Consider the following 26513-nt stretch of genomic DNA (forward strand, 5'->3'; position numbering starts at 1 on the left):
GGTTACTTGGTGGGCCTGTTCACGATTATTAAGTGCCTCCTTTACGGATGGTACTTAAATTGCAGGTTGGTCATCTGCGGTATTATTCGTAGTATCAGCGTGGGCGCTGACGTTCATGACCGCAGTTGTCCCAAAAGCCAGTAAAGCAGTTGCACATGCCGTTACCCATTGCTTTTTAGCCTTATATAATTTAAAATCTTTCCGTTCAGGAATCATTCTGCGTTGTTGATTGTTCTTACCCAAATTAAACATCCTCTCTATCTCAGGATTAAGTCCCTTGTTTTTGCTAAAAGTTTAATTGGACTTAACTTTTAAAATAAGTTGTGATTGCGAAGTTACTAATGTTAATGATTGAGTGATTATGGTGCCCTTCATTTTTGTCACTGGCAAACTTACCGAAGCTTGATAACTCTGTTAGCTTTTACTTATACATATTCTATTGTATCATTATTTTGATAACACTTGGCATAGGTTGATAACTTCTTAAAATAGTCTTTATGTCAAGATGCAAAGTAAAGTTGCTTTCAAATAATACGATTAAATCGGGTGAATTTCCAGTATGCATAATCTAATTTTTCTTTCAAACCTGAATGACCATAACCTAGATCCTTACGTCCGGCTAAATGAAGCCCAGCTTTTCCACGCCCGAGAACCTCAACCCGGATTATTTATTGCCGAAAGTCCCAAGGTCATCGAACGAGCATTGCGGGCAGGCTACCAACCGGTCTCCCTTTTAGTAGAAAATGGCGTCCTGGAACGTGATTTAGCGGATCTGGATCACGAAATGGCTGCTCACCAAACCAGTGGCCTTCAGCAGACCCCTATCTATGTTATTAACCATGATTTAATCCGTCAATTACATGGTTATAATTTACTTCGTGGGGCGTTAGCGGTGGTAAACCGCATCAAGCGTCCAAGCCTCGCAACTTTTCTATCATCAATCCCTAGTCGTCACCCCCGGATTGCGGTTTTGGAAAATGTCGTCAATCCGACTAATATCGGGGCCATCTTTCGCTCGGCAGCTGCTCTTGGGATCGATGGGATCATCGTCACCAGTGATTCTGCGGATCCATTGTATCGCCGTGCTTCACGAGTAGCAATGGGGACGGTCTTTCAAGTCCCTTGGACCTATATTGATGCGCAGCTTTGGCAAACCGGAGGGATTCAATTGCTCCACCAGGCTGGTTACCAAACTGCCGCCATGGCGCTCCGTCACAACACCATCAACATTGATAATCCCCAGTTAGATCAAGTCGATAAATTAGCAATCATTCTAGGATCAGAAGGACCAGGTCTGCGACCCCAAACGATTGCGGAAAGTGACTTTACCATTAAAATTCCCATGACAACCGAAGTTGATTCTTTAAATGTTGCCGCAGCTTCGGCGTTAGCTTTCTGGGAATTAGGCAACCGTAACCATTAACTTCATTCCAAATAAAGCCGGATCATGAACCCATTAGATTCATGATCCGGCTTTTATGTAACTTCATTATTCGTTTAGAGTAAGAGATGTTTCTTTCATATTAATTATTGAGCTTTCTTTTTACCACTTTAGCAGACTTTTGTCAGACCAATAATTGCATCACCACTCATATGTTGATTACCATTGAATGCTATCCCTGATTTTTGTGCAGGAGTGATCTTCATACTACCTTCCATTTTAGAAGCAAGTACAATGTCATTACTACTAAATTTAAGAGTTGTTAAGGGACTGCTGAGACCTAAACGATGGCTTACCATTAAATTCTGCAATTAGATCGTTCATCAATTCCATGAACGCCAGCAAACCTAGAATAGCGATTAATAATTTTGCGCAAAAAATAAATTTAAATCATCAAATGACTATCAAACCTTACAATCATTCTTTATTTACCCTCGGATTCCGCTTATAATCGGTGTTCTTATGATTTCACTTTTTTACGTAATTTACAAATTATGCGTAAACAATTTGTACTATTCTACTGTAAGAATTAATGCTAAAATAACAAAAGTGCACTAGCTACCACTAATGCACAAGTCCAATTTAAGGAGCTGATCTCTTTTGGAGACGTTCTTTGTTGCGCTTGGCTGGTGGTGTATTGCAGTACACCAGAACAAGAGCGTTACCGTTAAGCTATCAGCCTAATTGTTGAATATAGTATATTCTCATTTACGGTTATATTATAGCATGGTTTGACGACCTTGGCGACCGCTTGGCTTTCGGGCCGAGCGGTTTTTCTGTTCAATATACTATAATTTCAGCAGGATTAGTTGAATGAGCTAGCTACTTAGACAACTTATCCAGGTGAATATAAATCAGATGATACGTAACCCCCATTTACGAAGGTGAGTAAGAGCTAAAAAATGATTAGATGAATAAGAACAGTCCAATTGACTACGGCTATTTGGACTTTAGCTCGTGTGCCTTTATTGTTCTAAAGTGCTTACTAATATAGTAAAAGAGACTAACCTCAAAGGGCTAATCTCTTTTCAAACCATAAAGTCTTTCAAATTCACGATCGAGCGTGGTGAACTGCAGCTCCCTGCTCTCTTTTTGTATGCTATGATACGAAAAAATTCAAATCAAAACTTTAAGTCGTTTTCTTGATGAAGTGACGACTTTTTATTTACTATTCGCTTTTTAGTCATTCCGCCAATGCTTAGCCAATCTAAGCATAGCTGGGTTGTACTTAACAGTTAATGTCACTTGCTTAGTAACGGTTGAACCATCTGGGAAGGTGATCAAAACATCTTCCGTGTAAGTTCCGGCATGTTGTGCATCAGCGTTGGCATAGTAATCTAAAATGCTGTTATACCGGTATTCCTGTTCCTAGCGCAAAAGTCGAATTATTCGTATTCAATCGTCGAAGGCGGCTTACTCGTGACATCGTAAAGGATTCGGTTAACGTGGTCGACTTCATTAACGATCCGCACGGAAATCTTTTGCAAGACATCCCATGGAATCTTCGCAAAGTCAGCCGTCATTCCATCAATGGAAGTCACTGCCCGAATGGCAACGGCATAGTCGTACGTCCGACCATCACCCATGACACCAACGGAACGAATTCCTGGTAACACTGTAAAGTATTGCCAGATCTTTTCGTCTAATCCAGCCTTTGCAATTTCTTCACGCAAAATGGCGTCGCTTTCGCGGACAATTGCTAATTTGGCAGGCGTAATTTCGCCAATGACCCGGATCCCTAACCCAGGACCAGGGAACGGTTGTCGCCAGACTAACTCGTGCGGAATCCCCAATTTTTCACCGAGGGCCCGCGTTTCGTCCTTAAATAAGCTCCGTAATGGTTCAATCAGCTTGAAACCGAGCTTCTTGGGTAAGCCTCCCACATTGTGGTGGGATTTAATGGTTTGTGCGGTGTCCGTTCCGGATTCAATCACGTCGGTATAAAGCGTCCCTTGGGCCAAGAATTCTGCATCATCCATCTTTTTGGCTTCTTCATTGAAGACTTCCACGAACTCTTTCCCGATAATCTTCCGCTTTTGTTCAGGATCAGTGACACCCTTTAATTTACCTAAGAATCGATCACTAGCATCGACTTTAATAATGTTGACTCCAAGGTCACGGTTCAAAGCATTCATTACTTGATCCGCTTCGTTCTTCCGCAAGAGACCGTGATCAACAAAGATACACGTTAATTGGTCACCGATCGCCTTATGGATCAAAACCGCTGTAACACTGGAGTCGACTCCACCAGATAACCCCAGAATGACTTTTTTATCGCCAACTTCTTCGCGAATTTTGTCGACTTGCATGTCAATAAAGTCATCCATTGACCAATTGGCCTTGGCACCACAAACATTAAAGGCAAAATTCTTCAAAATATCTAAGCCATACTCTGTGTTGCGGACTTCCGTATGGAATTGTAGACCATATAATTTCCGCTCATCATCTGCCATCGCTGCAATCGGGCAGTTCTTACTGGTAGCGGTCACTGCAAAACCATCAGGCACTTTGGTAACCCGATCGCCGTGACTCATCCAGACATATTGCTTCTCCGGCAAGCCTTTGAACATCACTGCTTGACTATCCGTCACTTTGATGTCGGCCCGACCATATTCAGAATCATCAGCTGATTCAACCTTGCCACCTAAATCATAGGCCATCAATTGCATTCCATAACAAATTCCTAAAATTGGAATCCCCAATTGATAAATCTCAGGATCAACTTTGAAAGCATCCTTTGCATACACGGAATTTGGTCCACCAGAGAAAATGATTCCCTTTGGATGCAATCTTTTGATTTCTGCAGCACTGACTTTATGTGACATTAACTCTGAGTAAATCCCAAAGTCCCGAATCCGACGGGTAATCAATTGGTTGTATTGACTACCAAAATCCAGTACCAAGATCTTGTCAAAAGCATCTAAATCGATGTTCGCCACTTCGCCCACTCCTTTATTTTGAATTCAAACTTAAAACTATTGTAAGGTGTTTACCTAAACGGGTCAATATAGTTCGTCACGGTTACTGTCAATTACCGAAGATTTTCTAAAATTCGTTATCGCTGACTGACCACCACTAAATTCTTGTTATAATGAATCCAATTTGATAAGGGAATGATTTGCATGAATATTTATCAGCAATATGAACCAACTTTGCACCAAGTAATGGACGATTTACTTGTCAGAATTGAACAATTAAATCAGACCGAACTTCAGCATCACCAACCGAAGCTCTATGAACATTTAATTAGTCGAATCAAAACACCATCCAGCATGGTAGAAAAATGCCAACGGAAAGGTTACCCGGTAACCACCAAAGCAGCCTTACGCCAATGCAAAGATGCCATTGGCATTCGAATTGTCTGCAATTTTATTGATGACATTGATCGGTGTCTAACCCGCTTGCATCAAGCTGATTGGTGCCAAATTGTCAACGAAAAGGACTACATTACGAACGCCAAACCGAATGGTTACCGTAGCTATCACGTCATTCTTGACGTCACGACTCCCTATCGCGATATTGACGGTCACCTTCCAGGCCATTACTTTGCTGAACTTCAGCTCCGGACCATTGCTATGGACTCGTGGGCGAGTCTGGAACACGAAATGAAATACAAACACCACATTCATAATTCGGAACGCATTGGTAAAGAACTCAAACGGTGTGCTGATCAGCTCGCCTCTTGCGATGTTCAAATGCAAACCATTCGACAATTGATTAACGAAAGTGATTAGGTGATAATGATGCAAATTTTACTAGCAGAAGATGAAGCACAGCTAGCGCGGGTCTTAATCATGGCCATGCAAAACGCTGGCTATACTGTGGATCATGCCCATAATGGTCAGGAAGCCGTTGACCTGGCCAAGGCGAATGCCTATGACGTAATTATTTTGGATATTATGATGCCGGTTAAAACCGGATTAGAAGCTTTGCAAGAGATTCGTCAAACTGGTGACCGCACCTACGTCATGATGCTGACCGCCATGGCCGAAGTGGACGATAAAGTCGCTGGCTTGGACGCAGGGGCCGATGATTATATGACGAAACCATTTTCACTTAAAGAACTCCTGGCCCGCTTACGGTCATTAGAGCGACGCAACGAGGGACTCGATCAAGACGTCCTTAAATTTGGTGACTTCACCGTCGATACGAATCAGCAAACCCTCACCAGTCATAATTCAATTAGTCTCTCCAGTAAGGAAGCACGTCTCTTGCAGTATTTAATTTTAAATGCTCATAAAAAGCTATCGGTTGATGACTTGCTTAATCATACCTGGGACGACGATGATGAAAGTGCTGATCATGAAGACGTGTGGTTTACCATTTCCTACCTGCGTCAAAAACTCCAATCAGTTGGTTCCCGAGTTAGCATTACTGGTGAAAAGGCCGGCCCCTTTACAATTATCGAGCCAAGCTAAAGGAGGGGTTTCATGATTCGCCATTTTCAAAGAAAATTTATTGTCGTTTCGACTTGTGCCCTCGTCCTCGTCTTAGTTACCATCATTGGCAGCATTACTTCAATTGCTTTCTACCGTTCACAAAACGAAGTCAACACCGTTCTAACAATGTTAATTCAAAATGACGGCCAGTTGCCAAGCAAAAATATTCAGCAACCAACTAATGGCTTCCTGGGCTCCCGCTTTTCCCGAGAGGGACTGTATCAGTATCGCTATTTTAGTGCTGAATTACCAACTAATCACGATCCGATCAAGATTAACAGTCAGCATATTTTAACGGTCTCTCCAAAAGCAATTCAGCAACTTGCCAAACAAGTAATTAAACGGTCAAGTAATCATGGCACCGTCCGTTATCAAGGCATTCGCTATGCCTACCAAATCAAGCGACGTTCTCAAGCCACCCAAGTGGTATTCCTCGACGAAACCCTATTAATGTCAGAAACGCGTGAAATTCTCCACGTTAGTATCATGCTTGGGTTAATTTGTCTCATCTTGTATACCGTGATTCTCATTGCTTTTTCCAAGCGCGCGATCAAGCCCATTATAGAAGCTGAACAACGGCAACGGGAATTCATCACGAATGCCGGACATGAATTAAAAACTCCCCTCACCGTGATTTCTGCTAACACCGAAATGCAAGAACTAACCACTGGTGAAGATGAATGGACTAAAAGCAATCAGGAACAAGTTACTAGATTAACTAAATTAATTAACAATTTAATCTCGCTAGCGCGCTTAGAAGAACAGCCAACGTTTGAAATTACCGCTCTCAACGCTAGTAAAATCGTCCAGCAGGTCGCGGAAAGTTTCAAGAGTGTGACGATGAAGGATGGACATCAACTACAAATTCACGTTCAATCTGGACTAATGATTCAAGGCGAAATGACCAGATTTGAAGAACTAATCAACATCTTGCTTGATAATGCCAATAAATATTGTGACCCCAATGGAACCATCAAATTACGCCTCCGTAAAAGCAAACGGGCCAAGGATGTCACCCTAACCGTTGCCAATTCCTATGCTCACGGTCAAAATATCAACTATCGAAAGTTTTTCGACCGTTTCTACCGCGCCGATACCGCTCACCATATCACTCAGCAAAGCGGTTTTGGGATTGGATTGTCAATGGCGCAGCGAATTGTAACTCTCTTTCACGGTAAGATCAAAGCGCAATATCAGAATGGCATGATTAGCTTTCAAATCACATTACGAAGCGCAAATTAAAAAATTGGCTGGCGATAACGCCAGCCTGTTTTAGTCTTCCCGTAAGTAAATCCGATCAATTTTATGATGATGGGTCTTATGCAAGATGATGTCCGCTCGATTACGCGTTGGTAAAATATAATCACGTAGATTAGGAAGGTCCACGTCATCCCATACTTGACGCGCCATTGCAAACGCCTCTTCATGGGGACGCTTTGTGTATGGATAATAATAGTTATCCGGATTTTGAAACGCCGTCGACAATAAAAGGCCAAATCGTTCTAAATACCATTGCTTCACTAGTTCAGCATCCGCATCAACGTAAATCGAGCAGTCAAAAAAGTCACTGACGTACAGTCGTTGCGTCGTCGGCAACTGCAGGACATTAATCCCCTCCACAATCAAAATATCCGGTTCCCGAATGATTTGAGGCCGATCCGGCATAATATCATACGTATTATGCGAATAGGTTGGAGCAACCACTTCATCCGCTCCCGCTTTCACGTCATTGAGAAAGGTTAACAACCGTTCCATATCGTACGATTCTGGAAAACCTTTGCGCGCCATTAACCCGCGCTTTTTTAATTCAGCATTGGAATATAAAAAACCATCCGTAGTAATCAACTCAACTCGCTGGTCAGGCATTAAACGGTTCAGCAAGATTTGCAGCAAACGCGCGGTCGTACTTTTACCAACCGCTACTGATCCAGCAATGCCGATAATATACGGAATCCGCCGTGACGGCTTCTTCAAAAACGTGAGCCGCTGCAACTGCATCTGAATATAATTTTGGTATTGGAGTTGTAATAATTTAATCAAAGGCAGGTAAACTTCCTGAACATCATTAATGGAAATTTGGTCGTTTAGTGACTTAATTGCATCCAAATTTTCCTGTGTGAGCATGACACGTTCGCTTGGAAAAAAGCTATGCCAAGTTTTCCGATCGAATTGATCATAATTGAGCCATTCATCCATGCTATTATTTCCTCGAATCATTAAATTAATAGGTCTATTTTACCATTAATCTGCTTTTTAAGGCGAGATTTGCTTTTTGGGCGGGTTTTCGTTAGAATGTGAGCAATTTAGGAGGGATATTGTGACACTTACTGCCCAAACCGTCAGTCGCCACTTGACTGACTACGAGCAAATCAAACAACTCTATCATGATGCTTTTCCAGTCGATGAACAAGTCAAATGGTCATGGCTCGTGCATAAAGCCAATTCTAAGCACGGTGAATTTTTAGCTTACTATGACCACAATCAGCTGGTTGGCTTTAGCTACTTAATTCACCATCAGCAACTCGACTTCCTGTTCTTTTTAGCGGTGGACCCGAAGCTTCACTCGCAAGGGTATGGTGGCCAAATTTTAGATTGGCTGAATGCTAAACGGCCAGCAATCCCACTGGTCTTGGATGCCGAACCGCTTAATGATGATGCCACAAACGCAGAGCAACGGCGACGGCGGTTAAAATTCTACCAAAAACACGGTTTCCAAGATAGTCATTATCAAGTGACCGAAGATGGTTTAACCTACACCATTTTAGCCAACCAGCCCTTCCAATTGAAAGATCTTGAAGCAGCCTATCGGTGGTTTTTCCGTCCATTTAACTATCGCCACCAACTAGCTTTTCATCAACTATAAACTAATTAACCCTCGTGATGATTGTCATCACGAGGGTTAATTGATTTATTGCGGAAATTTACGGTGCGAACTATTTTCTAGTTCAGGCGCATCGGTGGAGTAGTCATCCAGAGTGGCTTTCCCGCCATTTTGTGAACGAACACTATTTTTCCGTTTCTTATCGGTCTTTAACTTCTTCAAGGCCTTCTTCATGTTGTAAGAATATTCTTTCTTGTTGACTTTCTTAAAGCCAGGTAAATTGTAGAACCGGAGTAAATCACCGTTCATGACCTTATCAGACAATCCAAGATCCGTGGTAACCCACTTTTGAATTTTATCAACGGTGCTTTGCTGACGAGCAGATAAATGCTTAATCTGCTTACCACTCTTGGTATTGTAGTAATCGCCATTGTATTTCGTATACTTTGGCGTGACCCAATCACCATTCCGGAATGGCACAATCTGCTTATTTTGCTTAGAAAGCAGGTCTTGACCAAATTGGATATACTTATTTGAACTAATGCCAAGCAAGTCTTCCAAGGTTGGCAAAACATCAATTTCCCCGCCATAGGTGTGATTAATGCCCCCTTGTAAACCATCCATATTAATCATAAATGGTACCTTTTGGAACATTGCCAAGTCATAATTATTCACCGAACTCTTGCCAGAAAGCTTGGCAATCGCTGGCTGGTGATTATTGGAAATTCCGTAGTGGTCTCCATATAAAACCAAAACACTATTTTTCCGTAAACCGGTCTTATCAAGATAATTAAGCAGTTCACCAACTGACTGGTCTAAGTAGTGAGCCGTTTGAACATACGGATCAACCGTATCATCACCCGTCTTAAGAGCATCAATGGACTTGTTCTTCTTATCTAATAAGTATGGATAATGGTTTGTAACCGTAATTAATTTCGCATAGAACGGTTGTGGCAACTGATCTAGGTAGTTAACTGAATCCTTTAAGAAGATCTTATCCTTCATACCATACCCGATTTCACCATTCTTAGTCTTTGGATAATACTCTTTGCTGAAGAAATAATCATAACCAAAGGACTTATAAGCATTATCACGATTCCAAAAGCTCGGCACGTCACCGTGGAAAGAGGCGGTCGTATAGCCCAGTTTTTGATGGAGTAAGGCGGGTGCTGACTGAAACGTGTTAGTTGTTCCATCAGTAACCATTGCTGACCCTTCAGGCAGACCAAATAATGAATTTTCCAACATCATTTCAGCATCCGCCGTTTTTCCTTGACCAACCTGATGGAAGAAGTTGTCAAAGGATAGGGTATTATTAGCATGATAGAGCTTATTCAGGTTCGGGGTAACTTCTTGTCCGTTGACCTTATAATCAATTAAAAACTGCTGGAAACTTTCCAGGTGAATAATAATAATGTTTTTGCCCTTGGCCTTACCGTAATATTGCATATTCGGTGCCGCATAGTTTTTCTTAATCCACCGTTGAACGGGTGCCATGTCTTTTTGGTTAGCTTGGGCCTTAATTGCGCTATTATGCGTGGTTTTAACCCCATCATAAATCGTATATGCTTCCAGGCCCAGGTACTTTACGATGTAATTGTTATCGAACGTCCGCGTTAATAATTGACTGCGGTTGCCTTCTGCCATCCCCAGGTTGGCACCAAAAAGCGCCAAACCAATCACTGTAATGGTGGCCGCATAGCGGATTTTAAAATATCGCATATCCACACGAATCACGTGAAAAAGCAGGATCAAAACGATGACTAACACATCCAGGTAAACGCAAAAGTCACTTGGCCGCATAATACCCAGCAAACTTTTGCCGAGATTATTGGAAGTCGCTCCGCTCCCCTTAATGACGTTAAAGGTAATAAAGTCAGAAAACTCTCGATAATATAAAATGTTTGCAAATAGCCAGGTTGAAAGTAAAAAGTTAATGATGCTCATTAACCAATAGGAAAGTCGCCCCTTGAAATAAAGCGCAATGCCTAGAAAAACAATGGCTGTTGGCAGGGTGTTAAAAGCTAGTAAAAACTCTTGGACGCCACCCTTAACCCCGAGGTTAAACTTAGTCTGGTACGCCCAGTAACTTTTGACTGCAAATAACAGTACTGAAAATATAAAGAAGCCTAATTTAGTATTCAGGCCGCGTCTTATCTTTGCCAACGCAGTGTTCATTGATGCTCTTCCTCCATCATCTTTTTCAACATTTACCATCATACCCTAAAATGATGGATGCGCAACGCCCATTATTTGGTCTTTGCGAAAAGTTTAAGAATTATCATCGATTGTATATAAAGCTGGATTCACCCGTTTTAATAATGGTGTAAGATGCTGAACTGCCGTAATGGTCAACGCATGCATGGCACGTGAAGCGATTGTGTACAATAGCTGCCGTTCATCATCGGCCACGTACTTCTGGTCATTGGCGTCCCAAACAACGACCGCGTCAAACTCCAACCCCTTGGCGAGGTAGGATGGCACCACAATCACCCCATCAACCAGTCGTTGGTTTTCGGTTCGAATCAGCGTATTATCAACACCCTGCTCTTTAAGCGCGCTGGCAATTTGTTCACTGTCCGCCAGTGTTTTACCAATCACCGCGATTTTATCATGCGCAGTTTGGTACTTTTGCAAAGTCGTAATCACATCTTGAACCGCAGCATCACGATCCTTACTAATCATAACCTGTGGTAGTTCACCAGGACGGTCAAACGCTTCAATTGCTTCACCATCAAGTAAGATTTCCCGAGTAAAATCGGTAATTTGCTTGGTCGAACGGTACGACTTGGTCAGCTGGACCACTTTTGTTTTTTCAGGATCAAACATTGTCCCCAGTTCTTTTAGCAGATTTTTACTATTTTCGTGAGTGAAAATCGCCTGGTTCAGATCCCCTAATAATGTGAACTTTGCCCGTGGGAAAGTAAACTTTAAGTATGCTAGTTGAAAGGCATCGTAATCCTGTACTTCGTCTACAAAGACGTAACGAATTTCCCGTTCACCGCGTTTCCCCGTCAAAAGATCGTAGAGGTACAAATAGGCTGAAATGCCATTGGCACTAATTTGTCGGTTCTTTAAGGCAGTCACTTGCTGGTCGACATAATGCTGCCATTCTTCAGCCGTAATCTTAAACTTCGCTAGATCAATAATTTTAGGTGTCACCCTTAAGAGATGAATATATTGTGCGTTAATATTTAACCACCGGTTATGATCAATGGCCCGTTTGATGGGCTTGAAAGCATTAATCACAATCATCCGGGCTAGAAAACGATATTCTTCATTATCATTGGCAAAGGCTTGTGGATGCTGGGCATACAGGACGTTTAATTCTTCCTTACTCATACTTTGAATTTGTTCTTCTACCCATTTGGCGCGCATTTCAGAACTGATCCGCCGGTTAAGATACTTCGTTAGCTCTTCTTTCGTTCCATCTAAACGGTTGCCGAGGTTGTACGTATGATTAAAGGAATAGTAAATATCTTTAATTTTGTCTTTAGCCACAAAAACCTGCTTGCCAAACTTCAAATTGCGAAAGCGGAGATGGCAATCCGTCCCGAGTCGTTTGGCATAGCTGGTCACTGCCCGAAAGTAATCGAGACTACTCAGCAGTCGCACGACGCGGTCATTGACGTCATGGTCACTTTGTTCAAACCGTTCTTTCAAGGTGGCCACTTGCAAGCGTGGTACCCGCCGGTTCACATACTGATAGTAGGTCAATTGGACCATATTTTGTTCACCGAGTTCAGGTAAGACCTGATCAATATAATCATTAAAGAGTTGGTTGGGACTAAACAGGACTACCTGAGAAGCTGATAGATTGCCTCGGTAACGATATAACAACCAGGCAACCCGCTGCAGCACCGCGGCCGTCTTACCAGAACCGGCCGCTCCTTGAACAAATAGTAAGTCGTCTTTGGTATTTCTAATAATGGCATTTTGTGCCTTTTGAATCGTCGACACAATACTCTTCATCTTGGTACTGGAATGATTGCTCAAAGCGGACAGCAGCATTTGGTCGGTCACCGCTTCATCCGTATCATACAGGGTGACAATTGTCCCGTCTTCAATTTGAAATTGGCGTTTTAATTTGACATTGACCGTTTCCTGACCATCTGGCGTCGCATAAGAAACCCTCCCGAGTTCACCATCATAATAAATGGAAGAAATCGGTGCCCGCCAATCATAAACTAAAAAGTGATCCGGCTGATCAGAAAACGATGCTAAGCCAATGTAAATTGTTTCAGGGTGACTACCATTTGTTTCCTGAAAATCAATCCGCGCAAAATACGGTTTAGCTTCCAGTCGTTGCAAGGTTGATAAGTGATCGGCAGCATGCTGCCAGCTATTTTCCCGTTCATCGAGCATTTGCTGCTGGGTTCGTACTGACATAGCCGTGTCCATCATGCCTGAATATGTCGTTGTATTCATGTGGATTGTGTCAAACTGCTTACTTAGATTATGAATATCTTTTTTGGCTGTGGAAATATTTTTCGTCGCCTTCTTCTCAGCAAGCTTAATCTCCTGAATAACATGATCAAGATGGGCTTGTTCTTTTTTGATGATTTCTTCTGTCACAATCCGTACTCCCTTACGTATTTTTAATTTATCTATTATATCATTTTGTCAACTAATTCCACCGCTAAAAGCGTAAAAAAGTTATAAAGCACAACCTGTTTTGACCTTTCTTGACAAAAGAAGTTTACAATGGCATTAGAACGACTGTTTAAAGGAGGCCCCGCGCATGGAACAACTAATTTATGGCTTAACCCACCTTCCGGAAGTGATCATTCCAATCTTTAATGCTACTGGTGCATGGGGCTACCTGATTTTGTTTTTGATCACTTTTATGGAAACCGGGTTAGTTATTTTTCCGTGGTTACCAGGTGAATCTTTGATTTTTGTGGCCTCCTCATTAGCTGCCCTCAATACGAATTCCATTAAAATTAGCGTTCTGATTAGCGGCTTTTTCGTGGCCGCCTTCATTGGCGATATTGTGAATTACACCATTGGCACTCACCTGATTAAGTGGCCTTGGTTACGAAAAAAAGTGATGGGCCCTAATTGGCAACTAGCTCATGATTTTTTTGAACAGCATGGCATTATTGCGGTGATCTTCGGACGGTTTGTCCCATTGATTCGGACATTTGTCCCGCTCATCTCTGGCTCGGCCGGTTTTAAATTTTCCCATTTCATCGTGGCTAATTTTTGTGGCACCCTCCTCTGGGTCCTCATTGCTGCCCTCTCAGGCTATTACTTAGGAACGATTCCGTTTGTCAAAGCTCACTTTTCATTATTATTGTTGATCCTAATCATGATTCTAATGTTGCCGGCATTGATTTTAACGATTAACCGGCTGATCCGTCGACGACTAATTAAGAAAAATAATCTAATGAAATAACCATTCCGAACTATGGTAGAATATTAATAATATTACGGTTTAACAGGAGGCGCTTTATGGCAAATACGGTTTATTTCATCCGTCATGGCGAAACTTTCTTTAATAAGTATCGTCGGATGCAAGGGTGGTCAGACACCCCGCTCACAAACAAGGGGTGGGAAGACGCCGCTCAAGCAGGTCAAGCGCTTGCTCATCTCGACTTTGACTATTTGTTCAGCAGTGATTTAAAACGGGCTGTTGATACCGCTAAAACAATTTTACAAAATCATCCCACAAACAAAATTCAGAAACCCATCCAAGAACCCGCTTTTCGGGAAGAGTTCTTCGGCTACTTTGAAGGTGCCGACGATGATCAAAGTGCCATCATGGTTGGTGCACCGGAACAATTTATTAATTTTCGTGAAATCATTGCTAAGTACGGCCTGCCGAAAATGCAAGATTTGATTGCTGAGCGTGATCCTTTCCATGACGCCGAAAATCACGACCAGTTTTGGCAACGGCTTGACCCTGGCTTTGATCGGCTGCGGGCCTTACCAGATGGCAGTGTCAGCGTCGTTGTTTCTCATGGCATGACCATTTCAGCGATTGTTAATCGATTTGGCAATGGCGACTACTCTGCGGCGCCACTAAATGGTTCAATTACCAAATTGACGTTAACGAATAATTCCACCACTGTTGACTTTTACAACCAATTAAAAATTCCAGATAAGTAAGGGGGACTATACACATCCATGGATACCACCATACAAGCTGATGAAAAAGTGATTGTGACCGGATTAAATACCGGCCAAGAAGATTATGACTATTCCATGATTGAACTCAAAGAGCTTGCCCAAGCCAACCAAATGGATGTGGTTGACCGGATTGATCAAGTTCTTGATCGGCCCAACGCAGCCACCTATTTTGGTGCCGGTAAAATTGAAGAAATCAAAAATACTGCGGTCGCTGAACAAGTTACCACTGTCATTACGAATGATGAGTTGTCACCAAGTCAGCTCAGTAATTTAAACGATGAAGTGGGGGTCCGGGTCATCGATCGCACGGCTTTGATCTTAGAAATCTTCGCCAAGCGAGCCCAAACGAAAGAAGCTAAAATCCAGGTTCAAATTGCCCAACTGGAATATCGGCTCCCTAGATTGCACACCGCCGCTAACCAGCGATTAGACCAGCAAACTGGTGGTGGCGCCGGCTTTACCAACCGTGGTGCCGGGGAAACTAAAATCGAAATGGACCGGCGAGTGATCCAAAAACACATTAGCCACCTCCGTCACGAGTTAAAAGAAATCAATAAATCGGAAGCCACTAAACGGGCCCTGCGGGATAAGAGTGCTATTCCAACCGCCGCTTTGGTTGGTTACACTAACGCGGGTAAGTCAACCTTAATGAATAAGATGATTGAACGCTATGGGATTTCCCGGGAAAAGGAAGTGCTGGAAAAGGATATGCTTTTCGCCACCTTGGACACCAGTGTCCGACAATTAACGCTTCCGGATCAAAAACGGTTTATTTTAAGTGATACTGTCGGCTTTGTTTCGAAGCTGCCCACCCACTTGATTGAAGCCTTTAAGTCGACCCTGACCGAAGCTGCGAAGGCCGACTTATTAATCCAGGTCGTGGATTATTCCGATCCGCATCGTGACGAAATGATTAAAACTACGGAGAAGACCCTTCACCAGATTGGCATCGATAATCTGCCAATGATTTACGTCTTTAATAAAGCCGACAAAACTGATCTGGAATTCCCAACTATGGAGGGTGATGATCACCTGGTAATTTCCGCTAAGGATGAAAAATCATTGGATTTATTCATTAGAGCGATCAAGGATCATCTGTTTGACGATTACGTGGATGCTGAACTTCTGATTCCGTTCACTGATGGTCATGTCGTTTCATACCTCAACGAACACGCCAACATTACTAATACTGACTACCAAAATGATGGAACACTGTTGCAAGTGGAAATTAGTCCGCGTGACTTGCAACGCTTTAATCAGTATGTCGTTGAATAACAAAATGGGATTGCTGAAATATCAGCAATCCCATTTTTGAATTAGCTTACTAAATTAACGAACCATGTTCCGGGTTTTACCGCCTTTAACTAGCGTCACGGTATCATTCAGCGCAATTTCTACCATATTGCGGACTGATGTCTTCGTAAAGAAGGCAACGTGTGGCGTAACCACAACGTTTGGCATGGCTGCCAGCGTCTTGTAGTCGTCAGGAACTTGATCAGCACTGACTTGCTTGCCAAAGTAAGTTGTTTCATCTGCTAAAGTATCCAACCCGGCACCGGCAATTTCACCGTCTTGAAGTGCCTTAATCAAAGCTTGGGTATCAACTAAGCCACCCCGTGCCATATTAATCAAGTAGGCAGACTTCTTCATCTTCTTTAAGGCGTCTGCATTAATGATGTTCTTCGTACTTGGGAACAATGGTGTATGGAGACTAATAATGTCAGATTCACGAAGCACAGTCTCTAAATCAGTGTAATCTACAAAGGCTTCTTGTTCTGGGTCATAGAATGGATCATAAGCAATCACCTTCGCACCCAGGGCCTTATAAATTTGTGCAGTCGCACCGCCAATGTGTCCTAATCCAATAATACCGACCGTCAGATTAAAGATTTCGTTAGATACCAAATCTGGCGCCCAACTGAAATCATGATCGTTGGTCATCCGTTGGTTGAATAATCCAATCTTCCGATTGAGGTACATTGCCTGAGTGACCCCCATTTCGGCAATTGCCCGTGGGGAATAGATTGAAACCCGTGTAATGGCAATGTTGTTAGCCTTAGCAGCGTCTAAGTCCACCATGTCATAGCCAGCCGTCCGTAAACCAACTTGCTTGATCCCAAAACTAGCCAGTTGCTGATAGACTTTGCTACTACCCAGGGACTGGGTTTGTTGAGTAACGACACCATCATACCCCTTAGCTAGATCGACAGTTTCGTCATTAAGAATGTCAGCGACCATTTTAACCTCATGGCCCGTCTTCTTTTCCCAAGCTTCAACAAACGATTTTTCAATTGGCTTCGTGCCAAACATAATAATCTTCATAAATGTGTCCCCTTTCAGAAAAATACTAGCTCTACACCGTCTAGTATACACGATTTTAACGACAAAAAAACGAATCAGGTCGCAGTAACTGATTCGTTTAGTAAAGTCTTAAATCGCAGCTTATGCAAAGAACGCTTGCGCAAAATCTTGGTAATAGTGGATGGCATTGTAATAAGCATCCAGGGTCACGTATTCATTCGGCATGTGGGAGACATTTCCTCCGGGGCCAATAATGATACTAGTAAAGTCCTTCTTGGCCTGAGTAAATTCCTGACCATCATTAGCACCAGTGCTCCCAATCGGTTGTGGCGTAATCCCGAGTGATTGCTGGGCCACCTTTTGTGCCAACTTAATCAATGGAGCATCTGCATTCCCGCCCATCGGCTCTTCGGGGAAGGTGTACTTAATCTTTAAATTAACCCCAGGTTGTTGATTTAAGTCTGTAATAATTTTTTCGAGTTCATCATAAACCACCTGGTTAGGATATTCAGGAATGGTCCGAATATTACCACCGAGGGTGGCTGCTGAGGGGACGTTATTAATCTGTTCACCACCATTAATCAACGAAATCACGTGGGTTAGTTTGCCCAGGACTGGATCAGTATGATCAAACTTTGCCAGCGCCGCCTTCGCTTGGTGAGCAAATTCCAGCAAATTATCAATTGCGTTAATCCCCATTTCCGGACGTGAACTATGTGCCGCTTTGCCAACTGAAGTAACATGATAGTCAATTACCCCTTTGCAGGTATACGTAATGGCTTGCAAGTCATCCTGTGGCTCTGCAATAACCAAGCCATCAAGATCATCCGCATAGCCTTCCTTCGTCAGCTGACCAGCACCATAGTTACCTGTCTCTTCGCCGACGGTTGCTAATAGTTTGATGGTACCTGCTGGTTGCTGACCTTTTGCTAGCATCTCTAATAATGCCACTACCAATGCCGCAAGCCCGCTCTTCATATCACAAGCACCACGACCGTATAACTTGCCATCTTTAACCACCGGATTAAACGGATCCGTATCCCAGGCAGCTAAATCACCTGGATCAACGACATCCAGATGTCCTGAATAGCCCAGTACCTTACCGCCATTACCAATGGTGACCACGAGGTTATCACGACCAGGAGCATAGTTGACCTTTTCAATCTTGACACCATTGCCCACATATGGTGCAAACAAACTAGCAATGTAATCTGCTAATTCTGCCTCATTTTGATTGACGGTTTGAATACTAATGATCTTTTTTAAAATCGCTAATTGCTCTGTTTTAGTCATGATCAATCCCTCTTTACTTATTATTAGCTACTTGAATGTCTTGTGCTTGATGATAAAGCTTATTCAGCATGCCATTCTTTTTATCTTTACTGATCGTGGCATTTACTTTCTTCAGCAGTGCTTTATCATTCTTCCGAACAGCCACCCGGGTTGCGGATTCTTTCTTGTTGTACTTAAAACTAATATGGTTAGCAACCGCGTACTTATCAGGGTGTTCCTTGGCGTACGCTTCGGCCGTATCATCACCAGTGATTAATCCATCAATAGAACCATTTTGCAATTCTTGAGTTAAAGTATTGTTTGAACTTTCGGTAACTAGTTTAACACCCTTGAGCTTCTTACCAATCTTTTCTTGTTCAGAGGACTGTTGAGCTCCTAGCGTTGCTCCCTTCAGTGCAGCAATATTAGCATATTTATCTTTATTCTTCGGTGAAACTAAGAGGACCTGCCCGCCATCATGGTACCCTTCGGAAAAAGAAACTACTTTGGCCCGTTGCGGTGTATAAGCCATTCCGGCCATGACAAGATCAACTTTCTTGTTCTGTAACTCGTTAATTAATGATGGAAAGGCCATGTTAACAAACTTAACCTTCTTGACACCAATCTCTTTGGCAATTTGATGAGCTAATAACACATCGTAACCAACAATTTGCTGCTTGCCATTTTTCATAATTTGAAAATCATATGGTGCAAAATCTGCTGAAGTTCCGACTACCAATTCTTTTTTATCTTTAATCGCTTGAACACTGTTATCTTTTTTTGCGCCACAGCCCGCAAGGACCGTGCTCAAACCAATCATGACAGTTAACGCTGCTAATACTAACTTTTTAAAATGCTGACCTTTCATCTGAATCTTCCTCCTATTTATGCATTACATTGCGCTCAACTCAATCTCAATATTTATACGTCGTCGCATCGTTTATACCCCCATATACGTATTAATATTCAATTTATGCGTATATAATAACTTCACATTTGAATAAATGCAAGCATTTTTTGAAAAAATATTCAAATACTATTCAAGAAAACGTTTTATTTGTATTTCCTTTCCAGAGCCCATTAAAATTAAGCTAACATCGTGCGATTAGCAAAGGAGGGGTCATGATGAAACTTGTGTCATGGAATGTTGATAGCTTTCATGCAATTATGGAAAATGGTTTTTTGGGAGTAATGCAAGAATTAAACGCAGATATTTTTAGTATCCAAAACTTGCGTCTTTCCGCTGGAGAACGGCTCCAATCTCTTCCTCAGTACCATCAATATTGGAATTATGCTCAACAAGCTGGTAATGCCGGAACGGCGATTTTTGCTAAGCAAAAACCTCAAATGGTGATTAAAGGGCTCGGCCTTGCCCAATTTGATAATGAGGGGCGAACCATCACCTTAGAATATCCAGAATTCTTCTTTGTGAATGTTTATTCACCATTCAGCGGTCACCATCTAGTTAATTTAAAGCAGCGCCAACAATGGGACCAAATCTTCCAAGCCTTTATCAAAGCCCTTACTGCCACCAAACCCGTAATTATCGGTGGTGACTTTAATGTTGCTTACCAGCCATCTGACATCTTCGATCCCACCGTTAATCACCAATCTGCGAACTTCACTGATACGGAGCGACGTAACTTTGGCGATTTATTAACTGAAGGCTTAACCGATTCATTTCGGTACTGTCATCCCTACCAACCAGAAGCCTATACCCGCTGGCAATGTCCGGCTGACCGTCAAATCAACCACGGTACCCGAGTTGATTACTTTCTGATTTCTCATCGGTTACGCGCCAACGTTCAATACGCGCGAATTCTTGATCAAATTCATGGATCTAACCATTGCCCCATTGAATTAGGCTTGGCACCAAGCGCTAGTTAACCATCAAAAAAGACCTTCAATGTGCAAAACCACATTGAAGATCTTTTCATCAATCATAATTAAATTGTTTGGTCACGGTCTTGCAAATGCATCCCGTCATCATCTTTTTCTTCACCTAACAATTCTTGGTTATTATCTAATTCGGACTTACCCGCGAAATGATGATGTTGCAACCAAATCATTGCAACTAATAACAATAAGAAGAAGGCGATTGTAATGCCCAAAAGGACACTGTTGCAGAAGGCAACATAGTGTTCACCAAGGCCACCGCTGATGCCATCCCGCAATCCAAGGATGGAGTATGTCATTGGTAAGGCAAAGTGAATGACGTTGTAGAACTTCATGGTAACTTGCATTGGGAAGGTCCCACCAGAACCACCAAGTTGGAGCATTAATAGAACCATGGCGATGAAACGACCTGGATTATCAAAGGTCATTGATAGGAACATCACGACTGCCATCGACGCTAAGCCAAAGAGAATCAGCGTGCCAAAGAAGGATGGAACATGAATGACCGTTAAACCAAGGGCCATCATAATGCCACCTTCAGCAATTGCCATTAATGTAATAATCAGGCTTCCCAGCACAACTTTACTTGCCCACCAAGCAAGTGGTGAACGACCTTGAATGGCCACCCGACGAATTGGATAAACAAAATTGAAAATCAAGGCACCAACATACAAGGCCACTGACAATACGTATGGTGCTAAAGCGTGTCCGTAGTTTGGCACGTAGCTGTAGCTCTTGTGCTTAACCCGTGTTGGTTCAGCAAACATTTTGGCCGTCTTCTTGGTTGGCTTAATGCCGTTAACAGTCTTGGCACCCTTGCCAAGCGCTGAAGCTAATTGACCAGCACCGGCATTGAGCTTCGTTATCCCTTGTACAAGGGCTGGTGAATTGTTAACCAACTGTTGAGTCCCATTAGCTAACTGATTGACACCACCAACTAGAGTTGGGATCTGACCATTTAATTGACCGAGCGCACCAGCTAACTGACCAGCGCCGGCATTCAGCTTGCCAGAGTTAGCAGTTAATTGACCAGCCCCAGCGCCAGCTTGGGCAACGCCAGCCGTATATTGACTAACCCCGTTCGCTAGGGTTTTCGAACCAGCAGCTGCCGTGTCAACGCCGTTCGTGTATTGTTGGACACCGCCATTCAGAGTGTTGGCACCAGCAGCAATCTTGTTCGTAGCTCCCTTCAACTCATTCAAGGCACCAGGCATTTGCGTCAGCATTGGCTTATAACCATTTAACGTGTTTAATAAACTGTTAGCTTGATTAATGGTCGTATCGGCGTTATTGAGCAACGTGTTCATAGACGACAGTTGTCCTAGTTGCGCTTGCATTTCTTGCAGTGCAGAACCAAGGCTATTGAGCTTACCAAGCGCAGTGCCAACTCCTTTCAATGTTTGAGCGTTGCCACCTGCCGTGGCTGCTAAGCCACCTAACTTTTGCTTGATGGAGTTGTCACTGGTGGTTCGAGCAATTTCACCTAATTGTGCAGCAATTTGCGCGTCGCTTCGTGCAACGCTCCCCAACTGTTGGCCTGCCTGGCTGACCCCATTCAATGAGCCAGCAGCTGCTTCTAACTTACCAGCACTTTCTTGGACCCCGCTTAGGGCCGTCTTGGCCTGCGCTAAACCGCTTTGTAGTTGGGTCATGCTTTGTTGCAAGGCCTGAGCCTTATCCATTGCGCCCATCAAGTCATTAATCGGTAAGTTACCTAACTGACTATTAACAGTATTGTTTAATTGCGTCGTTCCGGCAGCTAATTGATCAGAACCATTCCGCAGGCTCTGCGAATTACCGCTTAGCGTATTCAAACCACTCGTTAATTGACCAGCACCTGAATTAAGTTGACCGGAATTAGCCATCAGCAAGTTTAAGCCACCTGCCAACTGGCCAACCCCACCGGTGTATTGAGCAATCCCGCTAGCTAGAGTAGCGCTCCCGTTAGCTAATTGCTGCGCCCCGGCGGCTAATGGAGCGACACCCATCCGTAAGGTTTGAACCCCATTATTAACTTGGGAGACTCCCGCAACATATTGGTTCACACCGCTCTGCAATGTCACCAAACCATTATCTAATTGATTAGCACCATCAGCAGCTTTAGTCATCCCCTTGCCAAGCACCTTCAGTTCCTTAAACATCGCCGTTGCGTAAGCGTTCGTGACATTTGCCCGCACTCGTTCGTTCAGCTTGCTCATGGCCACTTGGCTCATGACATAACCAATGTAATTTAATGAGTCATTGGTGGAATACTTCAAATTCATTGGCTTGGGATTCTTATCTAAGACCGTCGTCGCATTCTTAGAAAAGTTTTTTGGAATGGTAATTACCGTATAGTATTTACGATGCGACATTCCATACTTCGCCTCACTAGGCGATACAAAATTCCAATCAAGTTGTTTATTATGCTTTAGCTCCTTGACCATCTGGTCACCGACAGCCATCTCTTTACCCTGATAATCAACGGGAACATCCTTGTTGACAACCGCCACAGGTAAGTCCTGCGTGCTGCCGTACGGATCCCAAACTGATTTCAGAAAGAAAATACTATATAGAAACGGAATAAAGCAAATAACAATTGATGATAATAATAGCAGGTGGTTTCGCCGAATATGACGAAATTCTGCTTTAATCATTTCCCACATTGTTTTTCCCCCATTATGCTTTTGTTATCGATACAGTAGAGAATGGTAAAACAGATTGCTTAATAAAATCAACCACATCATTCACCGGAACGTCATAATTTTTCGATTGCCACCAGTAAAAGGCTCCCATCACTGCTCCGGCTAAGGCACAGGCTTGCAGCTCTGGATTATCAGAATGACGAACCGCTTGAATGACGTGTCCCTGACTTGTTTGATCTTCGCTCTGCTTAATTAGAACTTCACTAATAATCCTAAGCATCTCAGTATACAAAGTACTGTTAGCATTATCAGCAGCCAAATGCCGAAAAATTGCTTTATTATCATTTAAATAATTCACCGCTGCTTCAATAAAGGCATTTTCATCCGCCGTTCCATTGGATAATTGATCCAACCGGTTATTAATTAACTGTTCCAGTAAATCATATTTATCATGGAAATATCGATAAAAACTACTTCGATGTAATAAAGCTTCCCCGCAGATTTGATCAACCGTGATTTTTTCGAAAGGCTTCGTGCGCAGCAACGTTTCCAAAGCATTTTGAAAATCACGGACCGTCCGATTCATTTTCAACCGATTCCACCTCCTTATCTACTTTTCAAAGCAAAATTATAATTAGTTCCTCATTAAGACTGTATGGCTATTTTAACACTGATATTTCTATTTAAGACGTTTGCTGTTCTTTATTCCATTTGCCTTAGTATAACCAATCGACCATCAAATATGGTAAAATAACAAATGCAAGCGTTTGCATAAGGAGGCAATCAATCATGAACATTACAGAAGCAAACTTTGGTCAAGTCAATAACCATGACGTTACTAAATACACTGTCACCAATGATCATGGCGTCAAAATGAGTGTGCTTAACTTTGGTGGAATCTGGCAAGAATACTCGGTTCCAACCGTTAATGGACAACTCAACCTGCTCCTCGCTGCTAATTCGATGGCTGATTATTTAGATGCTGGATACAGCATTTGTCAATTAATTGGTCCGGTGGCGAACCGGATTGGTAAGGCTCGTTTTCAAATTGACGAGCAGCAGTATTCACTCCAAGCTAATGAAGGGGCTAACTCTCTCCATAGCGGTGACCACGGCTGGCAAAACCATTTCTGGCATGTTCAGACCGTCAGTTCAGCAACCAAGGGACAGGTCATCCTCAGTAATCATTACCGCCCTGAAGATGATGGAATGCCGGCAGACACCGATATTCACGTGATTTATACCCTTCATAGTGACGATAGCGTCACGATCGATCTGTTTGGCGAATCTGATGCGCCAACCTTGTTTAACCCAACTAACCACGCTTATTGGAACTTGGCCGATGCTGGCGTGGACACAATTGAAGGTCAAGAATTAACCATTAATTCCCGTTATCACTTAGCCGTGAATGATGAAAAGATTCCAACAGGGGCGCTGGTTGAAAATCTGGGTTCGGCTTACGACTTCAAAAATGGCCAGGTGCTCGGCCACGCCCTCAATGAAATGTTAAAGACCCCCGAACAGGGCTTTGATGATTTCTTTGTCGTCAGGCCAAGTACCACATTTGCTAATGACCCCATTGCGCAATTGAAGGATCCGCAATCCGGTCGAGAGCTAAAAATCTATTCTGATCGTAACGCCCTCGTAATTTTCTCAGCCAATGGCTTGCCAGCATCCGTCAAGTTAAATCGCCCCGGCAAATCCTGGGCAGCGTTAGCTCTAGAAGCACAGGCATTGCCTGATGCTCCCCACCATCCTGAATTTGGCGATATCACCTTACGACCGCTAGCGCCCGTCCATCACCAAATTCGTTACGAAATTAAATATTAAACCATTCAAAAAAGGGGTGAAGGAAGTTTTTTATTTATGACTTCCTTCACCCCCGCAAGCCCAAATAGGTCTTTAGCGTTCGGCTTTGCCAGGCGTTAGAGACCCCTATTTGTGTACTGTGCTGTTGGTACTTCATCTCAGTTATCGAGCTTATGCCTCCTTTTGCGTCATCCTAATAATGTTTGTCGACGCAGCTTCACAACATAGTTTAGGTTCACGATCCCCAGTAAGATGATGGCCAGCCAAATGGTTCGAATTCCCATCAGGTGTTGTAACATGGCTGAACAAATTGCCCCGCCAGCAAACGCTAAAACTAATAACAAGTAGTTCACCGCAGCGGTATATTGCTGATCATCAGCCCCAAAAAAGTAAGCACTCCATGCGACCACTGACTTTTTTAGATTGCCAGTGGTAAAAGTATTATTGTACCCCATCCCTTGAATTTTACTGAACGACCCGTTTTGCATTGCAAGGCCAAACGCAATGGTCGGCACAATATAATAATTAGGTATTGACCGCGGTAAAAAACCAACGACCCCGCAAATTAGTAAAATGGGAAACAAGCAAATCACTCGCCAGTATTGAGTTTTCAACCGAGCATGCAAAAAGCCGACCACGGCTAAGCCCAATGAGAATGCTAAAAAGGTGCTTAACCGATTTAACATCCCCAAAAAGTTATGGTCCGCCATCGCTGAGGCCAAGAAAATTACATTCCCCGTTTGACCTGCCGATAACGTATGGCCACGTTGAATATATGTATAAGCGTCTACGAAGCCACCGCTAAAGGTCAATGCCACAGCCAGGCTGCGGGCTTCCGCTGGTTTCCAATTCATTTATTATCCCCCATCCCCATTAAACATAAATAAGACTCCAGAGGCGGCGTTGCCGGACACTGGAGCCATTTTTTTGCTACGCTGTAAATCAATCATGTTACTTAGTCTTTGACTGTTGGTAATTGGCCATCGCTAAGAAATTATCAACATCCAAACTGGCTCGGCCAATTAACACCCCGTCAATATCTGGTTTAGCCATGATTTCTTGAATGTTTTTCGGGTTCACACTGCCCCCGTAAAGGATTCGAATCTTATCGGCAATCTCATAGGTATAGATATCCGCAATCATTCGGCGAATCTGCCGACACCCTTCTTCAGCTAACGCCGTGTTCGCGCGCTGGCCAACCCCCACGGCCCAGCTCGGTTCATAGGAAATAATAATATCTCTAATCTGATCTAAAGATACCCCATGCAAGACACTTTGCAGTTGTTTTAATACATAGTGAATCTCACCATTCATTTCCCGCTGCACCATGGTTTCATCTGTACAAACAATTGGGGTCAAGCCGGTCATGATCGCTGTTTCAACCTTTTGGTGAACGGCTTCGTTGGTTTCATTAAATAACCGTCGCCGTTCAATATGACCAAGCATCACGTGACTCACACCAGCTTGGCTGAGCCCACGCATACTGATTTCACCGGTAAACGGACCGGACAATTGCGGTGCACCGTTTTGTGCAATTATCCGCAAGCCCGAATTACCGGCTGCTGCTTGCATGCTATAAAGGGCAAATGCCTGCCCAGCAATGCCAACTTCTACTTTTTGCGGATCTGGCAAGTGATCCTTGATGGCTTTGACAAAGTCAACTGACTCCTGAACCGTTTTGTGCATCTTCCAGTTTGCAACGATAAATGGCTTTCGCATGATCTTTCCTCCGCTTGTTTCGTCATCATGTTGGGTCTATTTTACTATTTCGTTTCGCT

22 protein-coding genes are annotated in these 26513 nt (G+C 43.1%); 10 read left to right on the forward strand and 12 right to left on the reverse strand.

Annotated features, from left to right (window positions below; all coding sequences use genetic code 11):
- Positions 1 to 54 precede the first annotated feature (54 nt).
- Positions 55 to 243, reverse strand: a complete 189-nt coding sequence (locus Q0C76_RS02675; RefSeq protein WP_295729394.1) for a KxYKxGKxW signal peptide domain-containing protein — start codon at positions 241 to 243, stop codon at positions 55 to 57.
- Between the two features lie 316 nt (positions 244 to 559).
- Between Q0C76_RS02675 and Q0C76_RS02680 the strand changes: the two genes are divergently transcribed.
- Positions 560 to 1423 (forward strand): RNA methyltransferase, encoded by an 864-nt coding sequence (locus tag Q0C76_RS02680; RefSeq protein WP_295729396.1) that lies wholly within the window; start codon positions 560 to 562, stop codon positions 1421 to 1423.
- 1403 nt (positions 1424 to 2826) lie between these two features.
- On the opposite strand, the gene guaA is transcribed toward Q0C76_RS02680, so the two are convergent.
- Positions 2827 to 4380 carry a glutamine-hydrolyzing GMP synthase gene (guaA, locus tag Q0C76_RS02685; protein WP_295729399.1) on the reverse strand — a complete coding sequence of 518 codons (1554 nt, stop codon included), beginning with the start codon at positions 4378 to 4380 and terminating at the stop codon, positions 2827 to 2829.
- Between the two features lie 183 nt (positions 4381 to 4563).
- Between guaA and Q0C76_RS02690 the strand changes: the two genes are divergently transcribed.
- Genes Q0C76_RS02690 through Q0C76_RS02700 form a run of 3 tightly spaced genes read left to right on the forward strand, consistent with a single transcriptional unit; the run spans position 4564 to position 7122 of the window.
- A complete protein-coding gene (locus Q0C76_RS02690; RefSeq protein ID WP_295729402.1) occupies positions 4564 to 5175 on the forward strand; it encodes a GTP pyrophosphokinase family protein in 612 nt (203 codons plus the stop codon).
- A 9-nt stretch (positions 5176 to 5184) separates the two neighbouring features.
- Entirely contained in the window at positions 5185 to 5859 is a 675-nt protein-coding gene (locus Q0C76_RS02695; protein WP_295729404.1) for a response regulator transcription factor, read from the forward strand.
- A gap of 12 nt (positions 5860 to 5871) precedes the next feature.
- Positions 5872 to 7122 carry a HAMP domain-containing sensor histidine kinase gene (locus Q0C76_RS02700; RefSeq protein WP_295729407.1) on the forward strand — a complete coding sequence of 417 codons (1251 nt, stop codon included), beginning with the start codon at positions 5872 to 5874 and terminating at the stop codon, positions 7120 to 7122.
- Between the two features lie 30 nt (positions 7123 to 7152).
- Here Q0C76_RS02700 and coaA read toward each other — a convergent pair whose 3' ends face one another.
- On the reverse strand, positions 7153 to 8076 hold the full coding sequence (coaA, locus tag Q0C76_RS02705) for a type I pantothenate kinase (RefSeq protein ID WP_295729409.1): 924 nt from the start codon (positions 8074 to 8076) through the stop codon (positions 7153 to 7155).
- Positions 8077 to 8197: 121 nt separating this feature from the next.
- On the opposite strand from coaA, the gene Q0C76_RS02710 reads away from it, so the two are divergent.
- Positions 8198 to 8743, forward strand: a complete 546-nt coding sequence (locus Q0C76_RS02710; protein WP_295729411.1) for a GNAT family N-acetyltransferase — start codon at positions 8198 to 8200, stop codon at positions 8741 to 8743.
- Between the two features lie 45 nt (positions 8744 to 8788).
- On the opposite strand, the gene Q0C76_RS02715 is transcribed toward Q0C76_RS02710, so the two are convergent.
- Together Q0C76_RS02715 and helD are read right to left on the reverse strand one after the other, a co-directional pair.
- Positions 8789 to 10879, reverse strand: coding sequence for an LTA synthase family protein (locus tag Q0C76_RS02715; protein ID WP_295729414.1), 2091 nt, complete (start codon positions 10877 to 10879; stop codon positions 8789 to 8791).
- A gap of 93 nt (positions 10880 to 10972) precedes the next feature.
- A complete protein-coding gene (gene helD, locus Q0C76_RS02720; RefSeq protein WP_295729417.1) occupies positions 10973 to 13276 on the reverse strand; it encodes an RNA polymerase recycling motor HelD in 2304 nt (767 codons plus the stop codon).
- Positions 13277 to 13442: 166 nt separating this feature from the next.
- On the opposite strand from helD, the gene Q0C76_RS02725 reads away from it, so the two are divergent.
- The 3 genes from Q0C76_RS02725 to hflX are packed head-to-tail and all read left to right on the forward strand — an operon-like array spanning position 13443 to position 16108.
- Positions 13443 to 14099 (forward strand): VTT domain-containing protein, encoded by a 657-nt coding sequence (locus tag Q0C76_RS02725; protein ID WP_295729419.1) that lies wholly within the window; start codon positions 13443 to 13445, stop codon positions 14097 to 14099.
- Positions 14100 to 14155: 56 nt separating this feature from the next.
- Positions 14156 to 14812 (forward strand): histidine phosphatase family protein, encoded by a 657-nt coding sequence (locus Q0C76_RS02730; protein ID WP_295729422.1) that lies wholly within the window; start codon positions 14156 to 14158, stop codon positions 14810 to 14812.
- An 18-nt stretch (positions 14813 to 14830) separates the two neighbouring features.
- A complete protein-coding gene (hflX, locus tag Q0C76_RS02735; RefSeq protein ID WP_295729425.1) occupies positions 14831 to 16108 on the forward strand; it encodes a GTPase HflX in 1278 nt (425 codons plus the stop codon).
- Positions 16109 to 16162: 54 nt separating this feature from the next.
- On the opposite strand, the gene Q0C76_RS02740 is transcribed toward hflX, so the two are convergent.
- The 3 genes from Q0C76_RS02740 to Q0C76_RS02750 all read right to left on the reverse strand — a co-directional run bounded on the left by Q0C76_RS02740 (position 16163) and on the right by Q0C76_RS02750 (position 19274).
- Positions 16163 to 17155, reverse strand: a complete 993-nt coding sequence (locus Q0C76_RS02740) for a D-2-hydroxyacid dehydrogenase (RefSeq protein ID WP_295729428.1) — start codon at positions 17153 to 17155, stop codon at positions 16163 to 16165.
- Between the two features lie 120 nt (positions 17156 to 17275).
- Positions 17276 to 18427 (reverse strand): ArgE/DapE family deacylase, encoded by a 1152-nt coding sequence (locus Q0C76_RS02745; RefSeq protein ID WP_295729431.1) that lies wholly within the window; start codon positions 18425 to 18427, stop codon positions 17276 to 17278.
- Positions 18428 to 18440: 13 nt separating this feature from the next.
- Complete coding sequence (locus tag Q0C76_RS02750) at positions 18441 to 19274, reverse strand: transporter substrate-binding domain-containing protein (RefSeq protein WP_295729433.1); 834 nt, start codon at positions 19272 to 19274, stop codon at positions 18441 to 18443.
- A 257-nt stretch (positions 19275 to 19531) separates the two neighbouring features.
- Between Q0C76_RS02750 and Q0C76_RS02755 the strand changes: the two genes are divergently transcribed.
- The gene (locus Q0C76_RS02755; protein WP_295729436.1) at positions 19532 to 20293 is read left to right on the forward strand and encodes an exodeoxyribonuclease III; all 762 of its coding nucleotides are present in this window, start codon (positions 19532 to 19534) and stop codon (positions 20291 to 20293) included.
- A gap of 59 nt (positions 20294 to 20352) precedes the next feature.
- Here Q0C76_RS02755 and Q0C76_RS02760 read toward each other — a convergent pair whose 3' ends face one another.
- Positions 20353 to 22947 (reverse strand): YhgE/Pip family protein, encoded by a 2595-nt coding sequence (locus tag Q0C76_RS02760; protein ID WP_295729439.1) that lies wholly within the window; start codon positions 22945 to 22947, stop codon positions 20353 to 20355.
- Positions 22948 to 22960: 13 nt separating this feature from the next.
- The gene (locus Q0C76_RS02765) at positions 22961 to 23512 is read right to left on the reverse strand and encodes a TetR/AcrR family transcriptional regulator (RefSeq protein WP_295729553.1); all 552 of its coding nucleotides are present in this window, start codon (positions 23510 to 23512) and stop codon (positions 22961 to 22963) included.
- 203 nt (positions 23513 to 23715) lie between these two features.
- Between Q0C76_RS02765 and Q0C76_RS02770 the strand changes: the two genes are divergently transcribed.
- Positions 23716 to 24756: an aldose epimerase family protein gene (locus tag Q0C76_RS02770; protein WP_295729441.1), complete on the forward strand. Its 1041-nt coding sequence runs from the start codon at positions 23716 to 23718 to the stop codon at positions 24754 to 24756.
- A 167-nt stretch (positions 24757 to 24923) separates the two neighbouring features.
- On the opposite strand, the gene Q0C76_RS02775 is transcribed toward Q0C76_RS02770, so the two are convergent.
- Both Q0C76_RS02775 and tpiA read right to left on the reverse strand, forming a co-directional pair.
- A complete protein-coding gene (locus Q0C76_RS02775; protein ID WP_295729444.1) occupies positions 24924 to 25589 on the reverse strand; it encodes a YoaK family protein in 666 nt (221 codons plus the stop codon).
- 97 nt (positions 25590 to 25686) lie between these two features.
- Positions 25687 to 26454 (reverse strand): triose-phosphate isomerase, encoded by a 768-nt coding sequence (tpiA, locus tag Q0C76_RS02780; protein ID WP_295729447.1) that lies wholly within the window; start codon positions 26452 to 26454, stop codon positions 25687 to 25689.
- Positions 26455 to 26513: the final 59 nt, after the last annotated feature.

This window comes from uncultured Limosilactobacillus sp., assembly GCF_934202705.1.
GTDB lineage: Bacteria > Bacillota > Bacilli > Lactobacillales > Lactobacillaceae > Limosilactobacillus.